We start from the raw sequence: 17,469 nt of genomic DNA on the forward strand, positions 1-17,469 counted from the left end.
TTGTCCAATATTCCCCACTGCTGCCTCCCGTAGGAGTCTGGACCGTGTCTCAGTTCCAGTGTGACTGATCATCCTCTCAGACCAGTTACGGATCGTCGCCTTGGTGAGCCATTACCTCACCAACTAGCTAATCCGACCTAGGCTCATCTGATAGCGCAAGGCCCGAAGGTCCCCTGCTTTCTCCCGTAGGACGTATGCGGTATTAGCGTTCCTTTCGAAACGTTGTCCCCCACTACCAGGCAGATTCCTAGGCATTACTCACCCGTCCGCCGCTGAATCAAGGAGCAAGCTCCCATCATCCGCTCGACTTGCATGTGTTAGGCCTGCCGCCAGCGTTCAATCTGAGCCATGATCAAACTCTTCAGTTCAATACTGCTTGGGTTTTTAAGAAACCCTAAACTTGGCTCAGCAATCTCAAATGNCTATGTGATTTCTCGCATGGCCACTTGTGATGCTGATAATCTTTGTGACTATCAGTCCGTACTCACAAGCACCCACACGAATTGCTTGATTCAATTTGTTAAAGAGCGGTTGGCTTTCAGCGCTTCGCTTCAGCCGAGGCGCGCATTCTACGCTTTCCTCATTTCGTGTCAAGCGTTTATTTTGAAGTTTTTTCCGAGAAACTCGTTTAGCTTCAAACACTTGACTCGCTGCGATCTCTCGTAGCGGGAGGCGAATCATACAGCGTTACAACCTGCTGTCAACCACCTTTTTTCACCGNCTGAGCCATGATCAAACTCTTCAGTTCAATACTGCTTGGGTTTTTAAGAAACCCTAAACTTGGCTCAGCAATCTCAAATGGCTATGTGATTTCTCGCATGGCCACTTGTGATGCTGATAATCTTTGTGACTATCAGTCCGTACTCACAAGCACCCACACGAATTGCTTGATTCAATTTGTTAAAGAGCGGTTGGCTTTCAGCGCTTCGCTTCAGCCGAGGCGCGCATTCTACGCTTTCCTCATTTCGTGTCAAGCGTTTATTTTGAAGTTTTTTCCGAGAAACTCGTTTAGCTTCAAACACTTGACTCGCTGCGATCTCTCGTAGCGGGAGGCGAATCATACAGCGTTACAACCTGCTGTCAACCACCTTTTTTCACCGCTATCGATCGTGAGACCGAAGCACTTCCGGATCTTTCGGATTGCTTAACTCGTTGATTTTCAAGGAGTTTCGCGTTTCGTTGTCGCTGGAAGTGGGGCGCATTATAAGGGGATCTGAAAGCGCGTCAACCTTATATTTCAAGAAATTGAAATATAAGGGGAAAAGACCGTGTAACGGCCGCCAGGGGCCCGCCACAACCCTTGTAGCGCTCTTCAGATCGAGCGCCGCCCGCGCGGCGCATCGCNGGCAAGCCNGCTCCCACAATTTGTTTCGGGCCAGTTATGCCTGTGAGATCTCCCGGGCCCGCCTTGGTGCCTGCCTCAAGCCCTGCGGGGCGGCGGCAGCGCCCGCCTCGATATCGCGCCGATCCCACAAGGCGGACAGTGAAGATGCCGCTGGCATCAATGGCCCGAAACAGACTGTGGGAGCCGGCTTGCCGGCGATGCGCCGCGCGGGCGGCGCTCGATCTCAAGGGCACTGTAGAAACAACGGCAAGTACCTGGCGGCCCTCACGCTACCTATAACGCCCCTTGCGTACCCACAGACACAATGCGCACTATATTGCACAACTCGCGCGCACAACACGGATCTCACTTCAACATGAATACCCCCCACCGCAGCCTGGCCGCCACGCTATTCCCCATCGGCCTGCTGCTGATCGCCATGGCCTCCATCCAGTCCGGCGCCTCACTGGCCAAGAGCATGTTCCCCGTGGTCGGCGCCCAAGGCACCACCACCCTGCGCCTGATCTTCGCCAGCATCATCATGCTGCTGATACTGCGCCCCTGGCGTGCTCGCCTGGACACGAACACGCTACGCAGCGTGATCATCTATGGCATGGCCCTGGGTGGCATGAACTTCCTCTTTTATATGTCGCTGCGCAGTGTCCCACTAGGGATCGCCGTGGCGCTGGAGTTCACCGGCCCTCTCGCTGTCGCATTGCTGGCCTCGCGACGGGCGCTGGATTTTCTCTGGATCGCGCTGGCGGTGGCTGGCCTGTTGCTACTTATACCCGTAGGCCAGGCAGGCGGCGGCATCGACCCGCTGGGCGCCGCCTATGCACTGGGGGCTGGTGTCTGCTGGGCGCTGTACATCCTTTACGGCCAACGCGCAGGTGCCGAGAACGGCATCCAGACCGCTGCACTGGGCGTGGTCATCGCTGCGCTGTTCGTGGCCCCTATCGGTATCGTGCACGCCGGCAGCGCCCTGCTCACCCCAGCCTTGCTGCCGGTGGCTCTGGGCGTCGCCATCCTCTCGACAGCACTGCCCTACAGCCTGGAGATGGTTGCTCTCACCCGCATGCCAGCACGCACGTTCGGTACCCTGATGAGCATCGAGCCGGCATTCGGCGCCCTGTCAGGCCTGCTGTTCCTCGGCGAAAAGCTTACCACCTGGCAGTGGCTGGCAATCCTCGCCATCATTACCGCCTCAGTGGGCGCAACACTGTCGATGAAACGCGAAGCCACACCGGCTGTGGCTGCAGACTGATTTGAGAAATAGTTGCATTTAAACCCCAACATAGCCTTGTACAACCTCGGCAGGCTGATTAAGGTGTCACAAAATCATAATCAAGACGCTATCTACTTGGCTGCAAAAGGAAGCAGGGAATCTCAGGGAAGACTCGAAGCGCTGACGACAGGCCCGATCTAAATGACGGGCCCGCATTAAGGACAGGAATGAAACGTATTTTGCTCATCCTGGCCATCTTGGCCATAGCTGGATGTGCCGCCACAGCCAAGACCGAGGTGAAGCGGGGAAAGAAGGGCCTGCATATCAACTGCTCAGGCCTGTCTTCTTCGTGGGACAAGTGCTATGACAAGGCTGCCAGCGCCTGCGGCGGCAAAGGCTACAAAGTCATCGCCCGCTCCGGCGACACCGATGAAGAGCCGGGTGACTACATCTTCGGCATCAACCCCGCCGGCTATACCAGCCGCAGCATGATCGTGATTTGCAAGTAGATGAGAAAGGGCAGCCCTGAAGCTGCCCTTTCTCATATTCAGATCGGCGCGGTTCGTCGCTCCAGCCACGCCAGCGCCTCGCCCTGGAGCAATGGCGACAACCGCTTCCTTACTTCCTCGTGATAGCGGTTGAGCCAGGCGCTGTCATCGCTCCCCAGCCGCTCAGGCAGCAGGCAGCGGGTATCGATCGGGCACAGGGTCAGCGTTTCGAAGTCGAGGAACTCGCCGAATTCGCTGCTCCCGGCCTGGCGATTGACCACCAGGTTCTCGATCCGCACCCCCCACGCCCCCGGCCTGTAGGTACCCGGCTCGATCGAACTGATCATCCCCGGCTGCATCGCCGTCTGCGGTGTGGCCGCCGCCTGGTAGGCGATCACCTGCGGCCCCTCGTGCACGTTCATGAAGTAGCCCACACCATGGCCGGTGCCATGCCCATAGTCGACCTGATCGGCCCAGATCGGCGCACGGGCGATAGCGTCCAGCAGCGGTGAAAGAATACCGCGCGGGAATTTCGCCCGTGACAGCGCGATCATGCCCTTGAGCACCCGCGTGCAATCGGCCTTCTGTTCATGGCTGGGTTCACCGATCGGCACCATACGCGTGATGTCGGTGGTACCGCCCAGGTACTGGCCGCCGGAATCGATCAGCAGCAAGCCCTCCCCCTCGATCACCGCGTGGGACTGCTCGGTTGCATGGTAGTGGGGCATCGCGCCGTTGGCGTTGTAGGCCGCGATGGTGGAGAAACTCAGCGAGACGAAACCTGGCCGTCGGGCGCGCGCCGCACTCAGTTGCTCATCGATGGTCAGCTCGGTAATCACCTGCTGCCCCAGGTTCGCCTCGAACCAGGCAAAGAATTCGCACAGCGCGGCACCATCCTGTTCCATAGCCTGACGGATATGCGCCAGGTCCCCCTCCCCTTTGCGCGATTTGCTCAAGGTCGTGGGGTTGATGGCTTCGACCAGCCGCACCTGCTCCGGCAGATTTTCCAGCAAACCACACGTGACCCGAGCCGGATCCACCAGCAGGCTGCAACCAGCAGGGATCGCCGCCAGTGCATTAGCGGCCTCAGCGTAGTCGCGCACCTCGATACCATCGGCGGCCAATACCTGGCACAGGTGCTCATCGACCTTGTCCTTGCCCACAAATAAGTACGCCTTTTCCTCGCTGATCAGGGCGAAGGATACGAATACCGGGTTGTAGGAGACATCGCTACCACGCAGATTGAACAGCCAAGCGATGTCATCGAGAGTGGCGATGAAATGCCAGTCGGCACCTTTTTCCCTCAAGGTGCAGCGCAGCTCGGCGAGTTTTTCGGCGCGATTGACCGTGGCATGCGGGTGCAGGTGCTGGTAGACCGGGTTGCCTGGCAACTGAGGCCGGCCAGCCCATGCCTGCTCCAGCAGATCCAGATCAGTACGCAGGTGCGCTTCACGGCCCGCCAAGCGCTCACGCAACTGCCGCGCCGAAGACAAGGCCATCACCGCACCATCCACCGCCACCACGCCCTGCGGCTTGACCTGCTCACCCAGCCACTCCAGTGCCCCCGGCTGCCCGGGCCTGAGCTTCATCAGCTCGATGCCGCTACCGGCCAGCTCTTTCTCGGCCTGCTCCCAATAACGGCTATCGGCCCACACCCCGGCGAAATCCGCTGTGACCACCAGCGTACCCACCGAGCCATGAAAACCCGACAACCATTGGCGCCCCTGCCAATAACCGGGCAGGTACTCGGACAGGTGCGGGTCGGCAGATGGCACCAGCAAGGCATCGACGCCTTCGCCGGCCATGAGCTCACGTACACGCGCCAGACGTGCCGGCACGGTTTGCTGAAGGGGGGACTGACTGTTCATGCGCACTCCTGCGGACACATCTCGACTGATCCAGGCCGCCGATAATGGAACAGCCACGCAGCGCCCGCAATCTTCGCGTCAGGAACAGGGCATGCATTGCCCCATGTGTCCTGGCGACCGCCGATCATACCCACTGAACTTACAACCGGCCGCGCCTTCACACGCCATACACCCGTAGCGCACGCGAGGCCCCCATGCCCCACTCCCGCGAGCCGAAAACCGCCGTCGTACTGCTCGACACCCGTGAGCACACCTCAGACCATGAGCACGCGGTCCAGCTCAAGCTGGCCGACTGCCTTGCACAACTGCTGCACGTGCCCCGAGCCGAGCCCAACCAACCACCAAACGCCGATGCCCACTATTATTACCTGGCAACCGACACCCTCATCGACCCTGCGCGCTACGCACCGCTGGGCATCCGCGGTGAAGGCGACCTGTTCGGCGGGCTGGTCAGCCACCCTTACATGGCGACCAAAGCCATCTCCCATCCCCTGCCCGCCGATGCACGTTTCCCACCGGGCTGGACCAATGCCTTCGCCCAGGATGCCAGCGATGCCTTGCTGCGCGGCTACACCGTCTTCAGCAAGGATGACGCGCGCCGCGCAGCCGCATTGCTGCTGGCCGAAGGCCGGGTACGCATCAAGCCGGTGCTGGCCTGTGCCGGCCGCGGTCAGCAGGTCATAACCCGAATAGAAGAACTCGAGGCACTGCTGTCCCCCATGGACGACGGGCAACTCGCCGTCTGGGGCCTGGTGCTGGAAGAAGACCTGAGTGCGGTCCAGACCTTCAGCGTCGGTCAGGTCCGTGTCGCCGGCCTCACGCTCAGCTACCACGGCACGCAACAGCTGACCCACGACCATGCCGGCATTGAGGTGTACGGCGGTTCCGACCTGCACATAGTCCGTGGTGATTACCATCAACTCCTGCAACTGCCGCTGGAAGATCACCTGCGCCTGGCCATCATCCAGGCCATAACCTACGAGCGGGCCGCCGAGCATCATTTCAAAGGCTTCATCGCTTCCCGGCGCAACTACGACATCGCGCGCGGCACCGACCCGCACGGCCATCTGCGCAGCGGCGTGCTCGAGCAATCCTGGCGCCCGGGTGGTGCCAGCAGCGCGGAAATCCTCGCGCTGCTGGCCTTTGCCGAAGACCCGGCGCTGCAACAGCTGCGCGCATCGACCCACGAGGTGTTCGGTAAAGCCGAGCTCCCCGCCGACGCCACGCTTTTCTATCAGGGGCACGACAGTGAACTTGGCCAACTCAGCAAATTTGCACGGATCCGCGACCATGACCATCGAGAGTGAAACCATCGAACTGCAGGTTGAAGGCGACAGCATCGCCGGCACCCTGGTCAGCCCCGGCAGCAAGATGCCCGGCATGCTCTTCGTCCACGGCTGGGGTGGCAGCCAGCAGCGCGACCTGGCACGCGCCCGGCAGATCACCGGGCTGGGGTGCGTGTGCATGACCTTCGACCTGCGGGGCCACGAGAAGACTGAAAGCCAGCGCCTGAGCGTAACCCGCGAACAGAACCTTGCCGACCTGCTGGCCGCCTACGATCGCCTCGCCAGCCATCCTGCCGTCGACCCCGCTGCCATGGCGGTGATCGGCAGCAGCTACGGTGGCTACCTGGCGACCCTGCTCAGCAGTCGTCGGGCCGTGAAGTGGTTGGCGCTGCGGGTGCCAGCCCTGTACTGGGACGATGAATGGGACAGCCCCAAGCAAGGGTTGGACCGCCAACGGCTCAACAGTTACCGCCAGCGAGCCCTGAGCCCTGCCGACAACCGCGCCCTGGCTGCCTGCGCGGAATTCGCCGGCGACGTGCTGTTGGTGGAGTCGGAACAGGACGACTATGTGCCCCACAGCACCTTGATGAGCTACCGCTCGGCATTCGTCAGCGCCCACTCCCTCACCCACCGCATCGTCGATGGCGCCGACCATGCGCTGTCGAGCGAAGAAAGCCAGAAAGCCTACAGCGCGATACTGACGACATGGATCAGCGAGATGGTGATCGGCGCGCGCCTGGACCGCTACCCGCACTACGCCCCTTGGTACGCCTGAGCCTCGCCGACCTGGCAATGCAAGCCACCGTCGGCGCCGCGCACCAGGCTGCGCAGGGTCTGGTAGGCGGCAAAGTTCACGCCCCGTGCCTGGTGCTGGCTCAACAAGTCGAGAAACGGCTCCTCGACGAAACAGCCCGCCGCCGACGCCCAGGCTTGGCGCGATTGCCATTGCAGGTACTGCAGCACCCGGCAACCGTCATCGCTGGCCTGGATGCTGACACCCTGCAACCCCTCGCAGCGCTGCGCCAGCTGTTCGCTGCGCGCCACCAGGGCCTGGGCCAGCGCCTCCTGGCGCCCGGGCGGCACGTCGTATTCGATCATCTGGGTGAACCACAGGGTATGGGCCTTGACCGCCATGGACTGTCTCCTTGCTAGAGGCTCTTGCAGCCTGATGGCGCGGACTGTAAAACCTCCAGTTAACTCAAGGTCAAGGACTTTCTCCATGAAGACGCTCTCCTCCCAGGAACGCCTGCTCAGCGTCGGCCAACTGGCCGCGCGCAGCGGCGTGGCGGTGACCGCACTGCATTTCTACGAAACCAAGGGCCTGATCCACAGCACACGCAATGCCGGCAACCAACGGCGCTACCCCCGCGCGGTGCTACGCCGGGTGGCGGTGATCAAGATGGCCCAGCGGCTGGGCATTCCACTAGCGGACATTGCCCACGCACTGGCCACCCTGCCCTGCGATCACACCCCCACGGCCGAGGATTGGCAGCGCCTTTCCAGCGCATGGCGCGAAGACCTCAGCAGACGCATCGACGAACTGACGATGTTGCGCGACCAGCTCGATGGCTGCATCGGCTGTGGCTGCCTGTCATTGAAGGAATGCCCGTTGCGCAATCAGCAGGATCGACTCGCCGAGGCAGGCCCCGGGCCACACCCCGCCGAACTGGCCTGACCCTCACCCGCCGCCGACCGCGAACCGCCGCCGGTAGTCGCTGGGGGTCATGCCGGTGAAGCGCTGGAATACCTTGCGAAATGCGCCGGGATCCTGGTAACCGACGCCCCAGGCGATCTGGTCGACACTGCGCCGAGTGAACTCCAGTAGCCGGCAGGCGCGACCGACCCGAACTTGCTGGGCGTATTCGGTGGGACGCAAGCCGGTTGCGGCACGGAAGCGACGCAGGAAGGTGCGCGGCTCAAGCCCCGCACAACGCGCCATGTCGGCCAGGCCCGCAGTGCGTGCCTCCTCGCCCTGCAGCCAATGCTGCACCCGCAACACCGCCTCGTCGCCATGCTCCAGTTTCGGGGTGAACAACGCCCCTGGCAGTNNCGCCGGCGCCGGCGTTACTGCCAGGTAGCGGGCCGTTTCACGGGCCAGCGTGTGGCCAACAAACCGCTCGATCAGGTGCAAGCCCAGGTCGGTCCAGGCCATCAAGCCGGCAGAAGTCACGATATCGCCGTCGTCCAGCAGTGGCTGGCTGGTCGCCACCCTGACCTTGGGGAAGCGCTCGCTCAAGGCCTGGGCGTAGTTCCAGTGACTGCAGGCCGCGCGCCCGTCGAGCAGGCCGCTGCCCGCGATCAGGAACACGCCGACGCACACCGAAGCCAATACCACACCCTGGCCGTGCAAATCGCACAGCAACCGTCGATGGGCCGCCAGCATCTCGCTGGTGGGCGCCGCCCCCAGGCTAGGCGGGATCAGCATCACCCGAGGCGCATGAGCCTGTTGCGGCAGGCCATCTTGGATGACCTGCGGTTGCCCGACGGCATCGAGCTGCCAGTGGCTGACCCGCAGCAATGGCAACTGATGCTCGCCCAGCTCGGCGGCCACGCGATTGGCCACCGTGAACAAGTCCGTCACACCCTGCACTGCCGCATGCTGCGCGCCCGGATAGACCAGCACGCCGATTTCCAGGCTGTCAGTTTTTGCCGTCATTGTGTCGCTCGCGCCAATCCTCAACTCGAAGGTTCAAGCCTATAACTATCAGCACTTCATCACTACTGCCTCAGGAGGCACCATGAGCAAGCAAGCGCTGATCATCATCGACATCCAGAACGACTACTTCCCCGGCGGCAAGTGGAGCCTCGACGGCGCGGACGTGGCCGCCGACAACGCCGCCCGGCTGTTGGATGCCGCGCGCAAGCGGGGCGACCTGGTGGTCCATGTCCGTCATGAATTCGAAAGCAGCGATGCGCCGTTCTTCACGCCGGGCTCGGAAGGCGCACAAATTCACCCCAGGGTCACACCGGCCGAAGGTGAGCCCGTGGTGCTCAAGCACAAGGTCAACTGCTTTCGCGACACCAACCTAAAGGCACTGCTCGACCAGGACGGCGTCAAGGCGCTGACCATCGTCGGCAGCATGAGCCACATGTGCATCCAAGCCGCGGCCCGCGCCGCCGCCGACTATGGCTACGAGGTCACCGTGGCCCACGACGCCTGCGCCACCCGCGCCCAGGAGTTCGACGGCAGGGTGGTTTCGGCCGCCGACACCCACGCCTCGATGATGGCCGCCCTGGCGTTTGCCTACGCCAAGGTCGTGCGCACCGACGATCTGCTGGGCTAATGAGGGCTCAGATCACCACGTTGCGCACGAAGCGCACTGGAAGCTGGCCATCGTTGCGGTAGGCATAGCGGCAATTGCTGGGAAACACATGGAACTGGCCAGTACGCAGGCAGTGCTCTACGCCCTCGATGACCAGCGTGAGCTGTCCATCGGCGACGTAGATCTGCTCGCTCCAGCCCGCAGCGTCGGCCTCGCTGGCATAGCACTCGCCAGGTGCCAGGGTCCATTCCCACAACTCCACCTCGCGCCGAGCCGGGCTGCTGCCCAGCAGCACCGCCCGGCTGCCAGGGTGCTCACCGGCCCAGGCCAGTTCATCGATGCGGCTCGGGTCGCGCTGGTCAGGCGCCTGGATCAGCGTGCTGAAGGCCACCCCCAGTGCCTCGGCGATCAAGTCGAGGGTGGTCAGGCTGACATTCTTCTCGCCCGCCTCGATGGCCACCAGCATCCGCCGGCTGACCCCGGAACGCTCGGCCAGGGCCGCCTGGCTGAGACCGGCCTCGCCACGCAAGCGGCGAACGTTCTGGCTGACATGCTGCAACACCGAGGCGCGGTGTTCGGAATCTTTGTGCACTATATTGCTCACTGGTAAAGGTTGCGCAGTATACTGCCCACTTTGCGGCGGATTGTGCGCCGCCCCTGCCGAGCGCGCAAGACCATGAACCAAGCCAGCCACAGCAAACCTGCCGTCACTTTCCGCCTGAGCAAGGCCGAACTGGTGCTGGTGTTCATCACCATGCTCTGGGGTGGCACCTTCCTGATCGTGCACAACGTCATGACCGTCAGCGGGCCGATGTTCTTCGTCGGCCTGCGTTTTGCCGCTGCGGCGCTGTTCGTCGGTTTAGTCTCGGCGCGTTCGCTGCCCGGGCTGACCTTCACCGAACTCAAGGCCGGGATGCTCATCGGCGTGTCGATCATGCTCGGTTATGGATTGCAGACCATGGGCCTGCAGACCATCAGCAGCAGCCAGTCGGCGTTCATCACTGCGCTCTACGTGCCCTTCGTGCCCCTGCTGCAATGGCTGGTGCTGGGCCGTCGCCCTGGGCTGATGCCAAGCCTGGGCATCTGCCTGGCCTTCGTCGGCCTGATGCTGCTGGCCGGCCCCGAGGGCGACACCCTGCATTTCAGCGAGGGTGAACTGGTGACCTTGGTCAGCGCCGTGGCGATTGCCGCCGAGATCATCCTGATCAGCCGCTACGCAGGCTCGGTCGATGTGCGCCGGGTCACCGTGGTGCAGTTGGCCACCGCTTCGGCCTTGGCGTTCCTGATGATCGTGCCCACCCAGGAAGCCCTGCCCGATTTCTCCTGGTTGCTGCTGGTCAGCGCCGTCGGCCTCGGCGCCATGAGCGCGGTGATCCAGGTGGCGATGAACTGGGCGCAGAAGTCGGTCTCGCCGACCCGCGCCACCTTGATCTATGCCGGTGAGCCGGTATGGGCCGGTGTTGTCGGGCGCATTGCCGGTGAGCGGCTGCCGGGTGTGGCGCTGATCGGCGGGCTGCTGATCGTGCTGGCGGTGGTGGTCAGCGAGTTGAAGATTCGTCGCCAGGATGAGGCTGACGCCGAGCAGGACGAGGAAGCGCGGCAGCGCGAGGCCGGCCTGTAAGCCTGTCGCAAAAAGCGATTCTGGCCGAGTGCCGTGATTGCCTGGTCTTGCCCCATCGCTGGCAAGCCAGCTCCCACAGATTGGCGCAGGCCTGTGGGAGCCGGCTTGCCGGCATCGCCGGTGCTCCGCAACATGACACTTACACTGCCTGCGACCCTACTCTCACAGGAACACGTCGCATTCCCCGCTATGCTCTGTAAAAAACTGTTATAAAAAAACAGCTTGTCACAGCACATTTGTAGGATCCTGCAACCGCTTGCGTGTTGGTGATACACACCCCGGCACGTATGATCCTTGGCAAACTTCTCAGAACAGAACGCTATGTCATTGATTGTGCTACTGCTTCTGCCCTTCGTCGGCAGTTGCCTGGCGGCTGTCCTGCCGCACAACGCACGCAACGCCGAGTCGATTCTCGCCGGGCTTGTCGCCCTCGTGGGCACCGTCCAGGTGGCGTTGCTGTACCCCCAGGTCGCCCATGGCGGCGTCATTCGCGAAGAGCTGCTGTGGCTGCCCAGCCTGGGCATGAACCTGGTGCTGCGCATGGACGGCTTCGCCTGGCTGTTCAGCCTGCTGGTGCTGGGCATCGGCACCCTGGTGTCGCTGTACGCGCGTTACTACATGTCGCCGCAAGACCCGGTGCCGCGCTTCTTCGCCTTCTTCCTGGCGTTCATGGGCGCGATGCTCGGCCTGGTGATCTCCGGCAACCTGATCCAGCTGGTGTTCTTCTGGGAACTGACCAGCCTGTTCTCCTTCCTGCTGATCGGCTACTGGCACCACCGCGCCGATGCCCGCCGCGGCGCCTACATGGCGCTGATGGTCACCGGCGCCGGCGGCTTGTGCCTGCTGGTGGGGGCCTTGCTGCTCGGCCATGTGGTCGGCAGCTACGACCTGGACAAGGTCCTGGCTGCCGGCGACATCATCCGCCAGCATGCGCTGTACCCGGTGCTGCTGCCCCTGATCCTGATCGGCGCGCTGAGCAAGAGCGCACAGTTTCCCTTCCACTTCTGGCTGCCCCACGCCATGGCGGCGCCCACCCCGGTATCGGCTTATCTGCACTCGGCGACCATGGTCAAGGCCGGTGTGTTCCTGCTGGCACGCCTTTGGCCGGCGCTGTCGGGCAGCGAGGAATGGTTCTGGATCGTCGGCGGTGCTGGCGCCGCCACCCTGTTGCTCGGCGCCTTCGCCGCGATGTTCCAGAACGACCTCAAGGGCCTGCTGGCCTACTCGACCATCAGCCACCTGGGCCTGATCACCCTGCTGCTGGGCCTGAACAGCCCACTGGCCGCCGTGGCCGCGGTGTTCCACATTCTCAACCACGCCACCTTCAAGGCCTCACTGTTCATGGCCGCCGGCATCATCGACCACGAAAGCGGCACCCGCGATATTCGTCGCCTCAGCGGTTTGTTCCGCCTGGTGCCGTTCACCGCCACCCTGGCCATGGTCGCCAGCGCCTCGATGGCGGGCGTGCCGCTGATGAACGGTTTCCTGTCCAAGGAGATGTTCTTCGCCGAGACCGTGTTCATCAGCTCCACCGCCTGGGTCGAGGCGGCGCTGCCAGTGATCGCCACCTTGGCCGGCACCTTCAGCGTGGCCTATGCGCTGCGCTTTACCGTCGACGTGTTCTTCGGGCCACCCGCCCAGGACCTGCCGCACACGCCCCACGAACCGCCGCGCTGGATGCGCGCACCGGTCGAGTTGCTGGTGCTGACCTGCCTGGTGGTCGGTATCTTCCCCGCACAATCGGTCGGCCCACTGCTGGCCGCCGCGGCGTTGCCGGTGGTCGGCGGCACCCTGCCGGAATACAGCCTGGCCATCTGGCACGGCTGGAACGCCCCGTTGATGATGAGCCTGATCGCCATGTGCGGCGGCATCGTGCTCTACCTGCTGCTGCGCAAACAGCTGCAGCGCGGGCGCTTCCCTTACCCACCCTTTATCGAGCGCTTCAACGGCAAGCGCCTGTTCGAGCATGGCCTGGTACGCCTGATGCTGCTGGCGCGCCACATTGAACGGGCGCTGACCACCCGCCGTCTGCAGAAGCAACTGTTCATGCTGGTGCTGGCCGCTTTCATCGCCGGCCTCACCCCCCTGCTGTACAGCGGCCTGAGCTGGGGCGACCGGCCGAAAATCCCAGGGTCCGGGGTGTTCGTCGCGTTGTGGCTGATCGCCATCGCCTGCGCCATCGGCGCTGCGTACCAGGCCAAGTACCACCGCCTGGCCGCACTGATCATGGTCGGCGTCTGCGGCCTGATGACCTGCATTACCTTCGTCTGGTTCTCCGCGCCCGACCTTGCGCTGACGCAACTGATGGTCGAAGTGGTCACCACCGTGCTGATCCTGCTCGGCCTGCGCTGGCTGCCCCGGCGTATCGAAGGTGTCTCGCCGCTGCCCGGCAGCCAGGACCGCGCCCGCCTGCGCCGCCTGCGCGACCTGGTGCTGGCGGTACTGGTCGGCGGCGGCATGGCCGTGCTGTCGTACGCCATGCTCACCCGCCCGACCCCCAACGACATCTCCTCGTTCTACCTCAGCCGTGCCCTGCCGCAAGGCGGCGGCACCAATGTGGTCAACGTGATGCTGGTGGACTTCCGCGGCTTCGACACCCTCGGTGAAGTCACCGTGCTGGTGGCCGTGGCGCTCACCGTGTTCGCCCTGCTGCGCCGTTTCCGCCCACCCAAGGAGAGCATGCAGCTGCCCGCCCAGCAGCGCCAGCTGGCGCCCGACGTGGTCACCGACCTGGTCAACCCGCGCCACGCCACCGACACCGCGCTGGGCTTCATGATGGTGCCGGCCGCGCTGGTGCGCCTGCTGCTGCCCATCGCCCTGCTGGTGTCGATGTACCTGTTCATGCGCGGCCACAACCAGCCCGGTGGTGGCTTCGTCGCCGGCCTGGTGATGTCGGTGGCGTTCATCCTCCAGTACATGGTCGCCGGCACCCAGTGGGTCGAGGCGCAGATGAGCCTGCGCCCGCTGCGCTGGATGGGCACCGGCCTGCTCTGCGCGACGCTCACCGGCGCAGGCGCGATGCTGCTCGGCTACCCCTTCCTCACCACCCACACCGCCCATCTGCACCTGCCGCTGCTGGGTGACGTGCACGTGGCCAGTGCGCTGTTCTTCGACATCGGCGTGTACACCGTGGTGGTCGGGTCGACCCTGCTGATCCTCACCGCGCTGGCGCACCAGTCCGTGCGCGCCTATCGCCCCGCCAAGTCCAGCCAAGCAGGAGCCGCCTGATGGAAGAAGTCATTGCAGTCGCCATCGGTGTGCTGGCCGCCTCGGGGGTGTGGTTGATCCTGCGCCCACGTACCTACCAGGTAATCATGGGCCTGTGCCTGCTCTCCTACGGGGTCAACCTGTTCATCTTCAGCATGGGCAGCCTGTTCATCGGCAAGGAACCGATCATCAAGGACGGCGTGCCCCACGACCTGTTGCATTACACCGACCCCCTGCCACAGGCACTGGTACTGACCGCCATCGTCATCAGCTTCGCCATGACGGCGCTGTTCCTGGTGGTGCTGTTGGCTTCTCGCGGGCTGACCGGCACCGACCATGTCGACGGCCGGGAGCGTGAGGAATGAGCGGGATGAACCAACTGATCATCGCCCCCATCCTGCTGCCGCTGGTCACTGCGGCGCTGATGCTGCTGATCGGCGAGAAGCACCGCTGGCTGAAGGCGCGGCTGAACCTGCTGTCCACCTTCACCGGCCTGGGCATCGCCGTGTCGCTGTTGATGTGGGTGCGCACCCAAGGCCAGGCCGAGTCCATCGGCGTCTACCTGCCAGGCAACTGGCCGGCGCCGTTCGGCATCGCCCTGGTGGTCGACCACCTGTCGGCGCTGCTGCTGGTATTGACCGGCATCGTCGGCAGCTGCGCGCTGCTGTTCGCCCGGGCCCGCTGGGATGGTGCCGGCGCCAGCTTCCACGCGCTGTTCCAGATCCAGCTGATGGGCCTGTACGGCGCCTTCCTCACCGCCGACCTGTTCAACCTGTTCGTATTCTTCGAGGTGCTGCTGGCGGCCTCCTACGGCCTGCTGCTGCACGGCTCGGGGCGTGCGCGGGTGAAGGCAGGCCTGCACTACATCGCCATCAACCTGTTCGCCTCGTCGCTGTTCCTGGTCGGCGCCGCCATGCTCTATGGGGTGACAGGCACCCTGAACATGGCGGATCTCGCGCTCAAGGTGCCACTGGTGCCGGAGGCCGACCGAGGCCTGCTGCACGCCGGCGCGGCGATCCTGGCCATTGCCTTCCTGGCCAAGGCCGGCATCTGGCCGCTGAACTTCTGGCTGGTGCCGGCCTACTCGTCGGCCAGCGCGCCGGTGGCGGCCCTGTTCGCGATCATGACCAAGGTCGGCTTGTATGCGGTGCTGCGCCTGTGGAGCCTGCTGTTCTCCGGGCAAGCTGGCGCCTCGGCGCACTTTGGCGGTGATTGGCTGGTGTATGGCGGCCTGGCCACGCTGGCCGTGGCGGCCATGTCGATACTTGCCGCGCAGCGCCTGGAACGCCTGGCAGCGCTCAGCATCCTGGTCTCGGCCGGCACCCTGATGGCCGCGATCGGTTTCGGCCAGCCAGTGCTGACCGGCGCCGCGCTGTTTTATCTCGCCAGCTCCACCCTTGCGCTGTGCGCGCTGTTCCTGCTGGCCGAGCTGGTCGAGCGTTCGCGCTCGGCCAACGAAGCGCCACTGGACGACGAGGAGGACGCAATACCTTCGCCGCTGGAGTCTCTGCACCCACCCAAAGGCATCAACCTGGACGACGAGCAGAAGGCGGTGATCGGCCAGATCATCCCCTGGACCATGGCCTTCCTCGGCCTGAGCTTCATCGCCTGCGCCCTGCTGATCATCGGCATGCCGCCGCTGTCGGGGTTCATCGGCAAGCTCAACCTGATCAGTGCGCTGTTCAACCCGCAAGGGATGGGTGTGGCGCCGGAGCAACCGCTGGGCGTCGCCGGCTGGACCCTGGTCACACTGCTGATACTCTCGGGCATGGCTTCGCTGATCGCCTTTGGCCGCGTGGGCATCCAGCGCTTCTGGAAACCCGAGGAGCGCCCCTCACCGCTGCTGCGCCGCTATGAGGGCGTACCCATCACCATCCTGCTCGGGCTGTGCATCTTCCTCAGCCTCAAGGCCGAACCACTGCTGCGCTACACCCAGGACGCAGCAGCCAGCCTGCAGGCACCGGATGCCTACATTCAGGCCGTGATGGCGACCCGCCCGCTGCCTGGCCCGACCACCCTGAACGTGCAGGTGCAGCCATGAATCGACTGTTCCCCGCGCCCCTGCTGTCGCTGTCACTCTTCGTGCTGTGGCTGCTGCTCAACCTGTCGGTCAGCCCGGGCAACGTGCTGCTGGGCGCCGCGCTGGGTATCCTGGCGCCGCTGTTGATGGCGCCCCTGCGTCCGCAGCACGCCCATATTCGCCGACCGCTGGTGATTGCCCGATTGATCGGCCGGGTAGGTATCGATGTGATCGTTTCCAACCTGCTGGTGGCGCGTGGCGTGTTGCGCGCCGGCAGCACCCCACCGCGCTCGGCCTTCGTGCACATTCCCCTGGCGCTGCGTGACGCCCACGGCCTGGCAGCACTGTCGATGATCACCACGGTGGTACCCGGCACGGTCTGGTCGGAGCTGGCCCTGGACCGCAGCGTGCTGCTGCTGCACGTGTTCGACCTGGACGACGAAACGGCCTTCATCGAGCACTTCAAGCACACCTACGAACGCCCGCTGATGGAGATTTTCGAATGAACGGCCTGCTCGCCTACGCCGTCCTCGCCAGCCTGTTCATCTTCGCCCTGGCCATGGGCCTGGCACTGATCCGTCTGTTCCGCGGCCCCTCCGCCCAGGACCGGGTGCTGGCGCTGGACTACCTGTACATCCTGGGCATGCTGATGATGCTGGTGCTGGGCATCCGCTACGCCAGCGACACCTACTTCGAGGGTGCTCTGCTGATCGCCCTGTTCGGCTTTGTCGGCTCGTTCGCCCTGGCCAAGTTCCTGTTGCGCGGCGAGGTAATCGAATGACCGAGACAATCACATTGCCTTTCTGGCTGGAGCTGGTGGTATCTGCCCTGCTGCTCACCGGCAGCCTGTTCGCCCTGGTCGGCGCCATCGGCCTGGTGCGGTTGAAAGATTACTTCCAGCGCATGCACCCACCGGCACTGGCCTCGACCATTGGTGCCTGGTGCGTGGCACTGGCATCGGTGCTGTACTTCTCGGTGCTCAAGCAGAGCCCGGTGCTGCACGCCTGGCTGATTCCGATCCTGCTGTCGATCACCGTGCCGGTGACCACCTTGCTACTGGCACGCGCCGCGCTGTTTCGCAAGCGCACGTCGGGGGAGGATGTGCCGGAAGAAGTCAGCAGTGGTCGAGACCGGGGCAACTGAGGCAACCTTGAGGGGCCGGTCTTG

At 63.8% G+C, this 17,469-nt stretch carries 17 protein-coding genes and 1 rRNA gene; 13 read left to right on the forward strand and 5 right to left on the reverse strand.

The window, feature by feature from the left end; translation table 11 throughout:
- A 16S ribosomal RNA gene (locus IX761_RS17545) occupies positions 1-368 on the reverse strand; the annotation flags it as partial.
- A 1,332-nt stretch (positions 369-1,700) separates the two neighbouring features.
- On the opposite strand from IX761_RS17545, the gene rhtA reads away from it, so the two are divergent.
- Both rhtA and IX761_RS17555 read left to right on the forward strand, forming a co-directional pair.
- The gene (gene rhtA, locus IX761_RS17550) at positions 1,701-2,588 is read left to right on the forward strand and encodes a threonine/homoserine exporter RhtA (protein WP_194790835.1); all 888 of its coding nucleotides are present in this window, start codon (positions 1,701-1,703) and stop codon (positions 2,586-2,588) included.
- A gap of 188 nt (positions 2,589-2,776) precedes the next feature.
- Complete coding sequence (locus IX761_RS17555; RefSeq protein ID WP_194790836.1) at positions 2,777-3,058, forward strand: hypothetical protein; 282 nt, start codon at positions 2,777-2,779, stop codon at positions 3,056-3,058.
- Between the two features lie 38 nt (positions 3,059-3,096).
- Here IX761_RS17555 and IX761_RS17560 read toward each other — a convergent pair whose 3' ends face one another.
- On the reverse strand, positions 3,097-4,905 hold the full coding sequence (locus IX761_RS17560) for an aminopeptidase P family protein (protein WP_194790837.1): 1,809 nt from the start codon (positions 4,903-4,905) through the stop codon (positions 3,097-3,099).
- A 194-nt stretch (positions 4,906-5,099) separates the two neighbouring features.
- On the opposite strand from IX761_RS17560, the gene IX761_RS17565 reads away from it, so the two are divergent.
- Complete coding sequence (locus IX761_RS17565; protein ID WP_194790838.1) at positions 5,100-6,212, forward strand: DUF3182 family protein; 1,113 nt, start codon at positions 5,100-5,102, stop codon at positions 6,210-6,212.
- Positions 6,196-6,966: an alpha/beta hydrolase family protein gene (locus IX761_RS17570; RefSeq protein ID WP_194790839.1), complete on the forward strand. Its 771-nt coding sequence runs from the start codon at positions 6,196-6,198 to the stop codon at positions 6,964-6,966. The genes IX761_RS17565 and IX761_RS17570 overlap by 17 nt, the downstream gene beginning before the upstream one ends.
- Here IX761_RS17570 and IX761_RS17575 read toward each other — a convergent pair.
- Positions 6,945-7,325 (reverse strand): antibiotic biosynthesis monooxygenase, encoded by a 381-nt coding sequence (locus IX761_RS17575; RefSeq protein ID WP_194790840.1) that lies wholly within the window; start codon positions 7,323-7,325, stop codon positions 6,945-6,947. The genes IX761_RS17570 and IX761_RS17575 overlap by 22 nt on opposite strands.
- A gap of 85 nt (positions 7,326-7,410) precedes the next feature.
- Here IX761_RS17575 and soxR point away from each other — a divergent pair, with 85 nt between their 5' ends.
- Positions 7,411-7,866, forward strand: a complete 456-nt coding sequence (gene soxR / locus IX761_RS17580; RefSeq protein WP_194790841.1) for a redox-sensitive transcriptional activator SoxR — start codon at positions 7,411-7,413, stop codon at positions 7,864-7,866.
- Between the two features lie 3 nt (positions 7,867-7,869).
- Here the strand turns inward: soxR and IX761_RS17585 are convergent, their stop codons facing one another.
- The gene (locus IX761_RS17585) at positions 7,870-8,847 is read right to left on the reverse strand and encodes a GlxA family transcriptional regulator (RefSeq protein ID WP_194790842.1); all 978 of its coding nucleotides are present in this window, start codon (positions 8,845-8,847) and stop codon (positions 7,870-7,872) included.
- Between the two features lie 82 nt (positions 8,848-8,929).
- Between IX761_RS17585 and IX761_RS17590 the strand changes: the two genes are divergently transcribed.
- Positions 8,930-9,475, forward strand: coding sequence for a cysteine hydrolase family protein (locus IX761_RS17590; RefSeq protein ID WP_194790843.1), 546 nt, complete (start codon positions 8,930-8,932; stop codon positions 9,473-9,475).
- 7 nt (positions 9,476-9,482) lie between these two features.
- On the opposite strand, the gene IX761_RS17595 is transcribed toward IX761_RS17590, so the two are convergent.
- A complete protein-coding gene (locus IX761_RS17595; protein ID WP_194790844.1) occupies positions 9,483-10,046 on the reverse strand; it encodes a helix-turn-helix domain-containing protein in 564 nt (187 codons plus the stop codon).
- A gap of 84 nt (positions 10,047-10,130) precedes the next feature.
- Between IX761_RS17595 and IX761_RS17600 the strand changes: the two genes are divergently transcribed.
- The 7 genes from IX761_RS17600 to IX761_RS17630 all read left to right on the forward strand — a co-directional run bounded on the left by IX761_RS17600 (position 10,131) and on the right by IX761_RS17630 (position 17,445).
- A complete protein-coding gene (locus tag IX761_RS17600) occupies positions 10,131-11,075 on the forward strand; it encodes a DMT family transporter (protein ID WP_194790845.1) in 945 nt (314 codons plus the stop codon).
- Positions 11,076-11,396: 321 nt separating this feature from the next.
- A complete protein-coding gene (locus IX761_RS17605) occupies positions 11,397-14,303 on the forward strand; it encodes a monovalent cation/H+ antiporter subunit A (protein WP_194790846.1) in 2,907 nt (968 codons plus the stop codon).
- On the forward strand, positions 14,303-14,647 hold the full coding sequence (locus IX761_RS17610; RefSeq protein ID WP_011534653.1) for a Na+/H+ antiporter subunit C: 345 nt from the start codon (positions 14,303-14,305) through the stop codon (positions 14,645-14,647). Before IX761_RS17605 ends, IX761_RS17610 begins: the two co-directional genes overlap by 1 nt.
- Positions 14,644-16,323, forward strand: coding sequence for a monovalent cation/H+ antiporter subunit D (locus tag IX761_RS17615; protein WP_194790847.1), 1,680 nt, complete (start codon positions 14,644-14,646; stop codon positions 16,321-16,323). The genes IX761_RS17610 and IX761_RS17615 overlap by 4 nt, the downstream gene beginning before the upstream one ends.
- A complete protein-coding gene (locus tag IX761_RS17620) occupies positions 16,320-16,808 on the forward strand; it encodes a Na+/H+ antiporter subunit E (protein ID WP_194790848.1) in 489 nt (162 codons plus the stop codon). The genes IX761_RS17615 and IX761_RS17620 overlap by 4 nt, the downstream gene beginning before the upstream one ends.
- The gene (locus IX761_RS17625) at positions 16,805-17,083 is read left to right on the forward strand and encodes a K+/H+ antiporter subunit F (protein ID WP_194790849.1); all 279 of its coding nucleotides are present in this window, start codon (positions 16,805-16,807) and stop codon (positions 17,081-17,083) included. Before IX761_RS17620 ends, IX761_RS17625 begins: the two co-directional genes overlap by 4 nt.
- Complete coding sequence (locus IX761_RS17630) at positions 17,080-17,445, forward strand: Na+/H+ antiporter subunit G (protein ID WP_194790850.1); 366 nt, start codon at positions 17,080-17,082, stop codon at positions 17,443-17,445. The genes IX761_RS17625 and IX761_RS17630 overlap by 4 nt, the downstream gene beginning before the upstream one ends.
- The last annotated feature ends 24 nt before the right edge of the window (positions 17,446-17,469 follow it).

Origin of the sequence: Pseudomonas sp. UFMG81 (assembly GCF_015354575.1) — a bacterium.
Lineage (GTDB): Bacteria > Pseudomonadota > Gammaproteobacteria > Pseudomonadales > Pseudomonadaceae > Aquipseudomonas.

What these genes read in the sequence shown, in the direction of transcription:
- rhtA (WP_194790835.1), top strand. Translation starts at nt 1,701, where the DNA reads ATGAATACCCCCCACCGCAGCCTGGCCGCCACGCTATTCCCCATCGGC.
- IX761_RS17555 (WP_194790836.1), top strand. Translation starts at nt 2,777, where the DNA reads ATGAAACGTATTTTGCTCATCCTGGCCATCTTGGCCATAGCTGGATGT.
- IX761_RS17560 (WP_194790837.1), bottom strand. Translation starts at nt 4,905, where the DNA reads ATGAACAGTCAGTCCCCCCTTCAGCAAACCGTGCCGGCACGTCTGGCG.
- IX761_RS17565 (WP_194790838.1), top strand. Translation starts at nt 5,100, where the DNA reads ATGCCCCACTCCCGCGAGCCGAAAACCGCCGTCGTACTGCTCGACACC.
- IX761_RS17570 (WP_194790839.1), top strand. Translation starts at nt 6,196, where the DNA reads ATGACCATCGAGAGTGAAACCATCGAACTGCAGGTTGAAGGCGACAGC.
- IX761_RS17575 (WP_194790840.1), bottom strand. Translation starts at nt 7,325, where the DNA reads ATGGCGGTCAAGGCCCATACCCTGTGGTTCACCCAGATGATCGAATAC.
- soxR (WP_194790841.1), top strand. Translation starts at nt 7,411, where the DNA reads ATGAAGACGCTCTCCTCCCAGGAACGCCTGCTCAGCGTCGGCCAACTG.
- IX761_RS17590 (WP_194790843.1), top strand. Translation starts at nt 8,930, where the DNA reads ATGAGCAAGCAAGCGCTGATCATCATCGACATCCAGAACGACTACTTC.
- IX761_RS17600 (WP_194790845.1), top strand. Translation starts at nt 10,131, where the DNA reads ATGAACCAAGCCAGCCACAGCAAACCTGCCGTCACTTTCCGCCTGAGC.
- IX761_RS17605 (WP_194790846.1), top strand. Translation starts at nt 11,397, where the DNA reads ATGTCATTGATTGTGCTACTGCTTCTGCCCTTCGTCGGCAGTTGCCTG.
- IX761_RS17610 (WP_011534653.1), top strand. Translation starts at nt 14,303, where the DNA reads ATGGAAGAAGTCATTGCAGTCGCCATCGGTGTGCTGGCCGCCTCGGGG.
- IX761_RS17615 (WP_194790847.1), top strand. Translation starts at nt 14,644, where the DNA reads ATGAGCGGGATGAACCAACTGATCATCGCCCCCATCCTGCTGCCGCTG.
- IX761_RS17620 (WP_194790848.1), top strand. Translation starts at nt 16,320, where the DNA reads ATGAATCGACTGTTCCCCGCGCCCCTGCTGTCGCTGTCACTCTTCGTG.
- IX761_RS17625 (WP_194790849.1), top strand. Translation starts at nt 16,805, where the DNA reads ATGAACGGCCTGCTCGCCTACGCCGTCCTCGCCAGCCTGTTCATCTTC.
- IX761_RS17630 (WP_194790850.1), top strand. Translation starts at nt 17,080, where the DNA reads ATGACCGAGACAATCACATTGCCTTTCTGGCTGGAGCTGGTGGTATCT.